The organism is Corallococcus sp. AB049A, assembly GCF_003668885.1.
Taxonomy (GTDB): Bacteria; Myxococcota; Myxococcia; order Myxococcales; family Myxococcaceae; genus Corallococcus; species Corallococcus interemptor.
In genome coordinates this window covers 1-777 of record NZ_RAWL01000857.1, presented here as the reverse complement: position 1 = coordinate 777, position 777 = coordinate 1, and the positions used below count along the sequence as shown (strand labels likewise).

Genomic DNA, 777 nt, shown 5'->3' with positions numbered 1-777 from the left:
GTGCCGTACGACGGCCCCCGCTGGCTCAAGGACGTACCGGGCCACTCCCAGAGCGTCGTGGGCGTGGGGCTCATCGTGTTCTCACTGGTGCTGTCCATCCTGCCATTCCTCCCCAGCGTGGGCGTGCTGGGGACGCTGCTGACGCTGGTGGGCAGCGTGGCGCTCGTCGCGCGCGAGCTGCGCCGCGATGGCAACGCGCCGGGCTGGGTGGACTCCGTGCCGCTGGTGCTGATGCGGCCGGAGGTGCCCGCCGCGTTCACGCTGCTGCTGGTGGCGCTGTCCGTGCGGCTCCTGTCCGGGTTCAACCTGCTCATTCCCCTCTGGGCCGCGGGGACGGTGCTCATCGCCGTGGAGCAGTACCGGCTGGTCATCGCGGAGCCGGACGGCGTGGCCCGCGACTTCGACCTGCGCTCGCTCTTGCGCTTTCCCCGGGTGCTGGCGCTGGCGGGCGTGGGGGTGTGCGTGGTGGCGCTCTTCCTGCCCTGGGGCAAGGTGACGGCGGACGGCTCGCCCCTGCCGGACAACGCGCCGGTGCCGGGCGGCGTGCGCGGCGCCCCGCCGGAGCTGCGGGTGCTGCCCACGACGCGCCCCTCGGATGACTCGCTCTACAGCCTGGGGGGCGGTGTCGCGTCGCGCTCGGGGTGGGACCTGCCCTTGTCGGACCTGCCGCTGCTGGTGCTCCTGTCGGTGCTCGTGCTGGCGGCGCTGCGGCCGGACGTGGAGCGCCCGGCCCTGCTGCGCTGGGTGCCGGTGGGCGCGGTGAGCGTGAGCCTGCTC

Annotated in this window: 1 pseudogene; it reads left to right on the top strand. The window is 74.3% G+C overall.

Going from position 1 to position 777, the window contains the following annotated elements:
• A pseudogene (locus tag D7X55_RS43810) lies at positions 1–777 on the top strand (zinc ribbon domain-containing protein); the annotation flags it as partial.